The sequence below is a fragment of the Jhaorihella thermophila genome, assembly GCF_900108275.1.
In the GTDB taxonomy this organism is placed as follows: domain Bacteria; phylum Pseudomonadota; class Alphaproteobacteria; order Rhodobacterales; family Rhodobacteraceae; genus Jhaorihella; species Jhaorihella thermophila.
The window spans coordinates 1-1,907 of record NZ_FNVD01000056.1; the positions used below are offsets into that span (position 1 = coordinate 1).

A 1,907-nucleotide genomic window follows, 5' to 3' on the forward strand; every position below is an offset into this window, starting at 1 on the left:
GACATCCGCGGCCTTCATCGTGGTGCAGAGCTTCCAGGCGATGATGTAGCGGCTGTAGTCATCAAGGATGGTCGAGAGATAGAACCACCCCCAGCCGATGACCTTGAGATAGGTGAAGTCGGTCTGCCACAGCTCGTTCGGGCGTGTCGTCTTTTCCCGGAACTGGTCGTTCGGGCCGGTCCTCGAACCGGTGGCGGATCCGGCCCTCACCCCGGATCACCACATGGGCCGGCGCCGTGATCAGGTCCTCGGCCTTGAGGATGCGGTAAGCTGATGTCTCGGAGACAAAATATCGCTTCTCGTCGGTGTATTTGACCGCCAGTTCGCGGGGCGTCAGATCCTCGTGGTCCAGCGCGAACTCGACGAAGGCCTTACGGATGTCATCCGGGATGCGGTTCCACACCGACCGCGGGCGTGGCGAGCGATCCGCAAGCGCGTCAACGCCGCCATCGACCCAGCGGGCATACCATTGGTAATAGGTGCTGCTGGGAATACCGAGCATCGCCAGCGTCTGCCTGACCGGCAGGTGCGAGGCTTCCACCGTGCGGATGATTTCAAGCTTCTCAGAGGCGGGGTATCTCATTCTCCGTCCTCCCCATCCCCGAGCATGCTTATGGAATGGCCCGTCCCACCACCGGCATCAGGTATGATGCCTCGTACTATGAACATAGGAGGAACGGACCGATGACAATTGCAATCCTGGGAATCGACCTTGGCAAGTCTGTATGCAGCGTTGTGGGGCTGGATGTGACCGGCGCAGTGGTGTTGCGGCGGAGAATGCGGCGCCAGACCGTGATCAAGTTTGCCTTTGATCTTCCATCCTGCGTTGTTGCGATGGAAGCGTGCTGCGGAGCGCACCATCTTGGTCATGCGCTTTCTGGCCAGGGACACACGATCAAGCTGATGTCGCCGGAGTATGTGCGGCCATACGTGAAGGCACAAAAGAACGATGATCGGGATGCAGAGGCTATCGCCGAAGCGGCGACACGTCCAACTATGAGGTTCGTCGAACTTAAACGTGAAGACCAATTGGACCTACAGACGTTGCACAGGGTGCGTGAGCGGCTTGTCGGAACCCGAACGCGGCTCATCAACCAGATGCGCGCCATCCTTCTGGAACGTGGGCTGACCTTCGCAAAGGGACGCCGCAAATTCGAGGTCGGCCTCGATGCCATCCTTGATGCTGAAGGCGCCGACGTGAGCGATCGAATCAACGGCTTGCTGATCGACATGCGCCAAGAGTGGACAGAGCTGGATCGACGTATCACGGAATTGGATCGGGAGTTTGCCGATCGCGCCAAATCGGATGATGTTACCCGCCGATTGCTGACCGTCCCCGGCATTGGCAACCTGACAGCCACCGCGTTGGTCGCTGCTATTGACGATGCCGCCGCTTTTTCCACCGCGCGAGATCTACCGGCCTGGTTGGGGTTAGTGCCGCGTCAACACACAACCGGAGGGAAGCCCAGGCTTTATGGCATCAGTCGAAGGGGCAACATCTACCTGCGACAGCTGTTCATCCACGGAGCGCGAGCCGCGCTGCCATCCCTTTCAAAGGCGGAAACACCGTTGGGACAATGGCTGCGTGGTTTGCTGGCACGCGCCCATTACAACGTGGCGGTGGTAGCGCTCGCAGCCAAACTTGCGAGGATCGCATGGGCGACTCTGCAACGGGGGACGACATTCGAGCGCTCGATGCCGGGGTTGGCCTAAAAACGGAACCGGGGACTAAGCACGAGGCATACAAAGCCGAAGTCCCTAGCACGATCTGCGGGAGGAGTTGAAGATGGCCTGACGGTTAACCGGCATTCTGCAAACCTGGTAAAAAAATGCGGCTCGATCGAAGCCGACATGCTTATGAGGAACAGAGTGCGCGGATCTCCATCTTGGCGGCGGCCAACTGGCCG

1 protein-coding gene and 1 pseudogene are annotated in these 1,907 nt (G+C 59.4%); one reads left to right on the forward strand and one right to left on the reverse strand.

Annotation, left to right across the window (positions count from 1 at the left end; translation table 11 throughout):
• A pseudogene (locus tag C4S70_RS18310) lies at positions 1-613 on the reverse strand (DDE-type integrase/transposase/recombinase); the annotation flags it as partial.
• 71 nt (positions 614-684) lie between these two features.
• Between C4S70_RS18310 and C4S70_RS18315 the strand changes: the two are divergent.
• Positions 685-1,713: an IS110 family RNA-guided transposase gene (locus C4S70_RS18315; protein ID WP_104009511.1), complete on the forward strand. Its 1,029-nt coding sequence runs from the start codon at positions 685-687 to the stop codon at positions 1,711-1,713.
• The last annotated feature ends 194 nt before the right edge of the window (positions 1,714-1,907 follow it).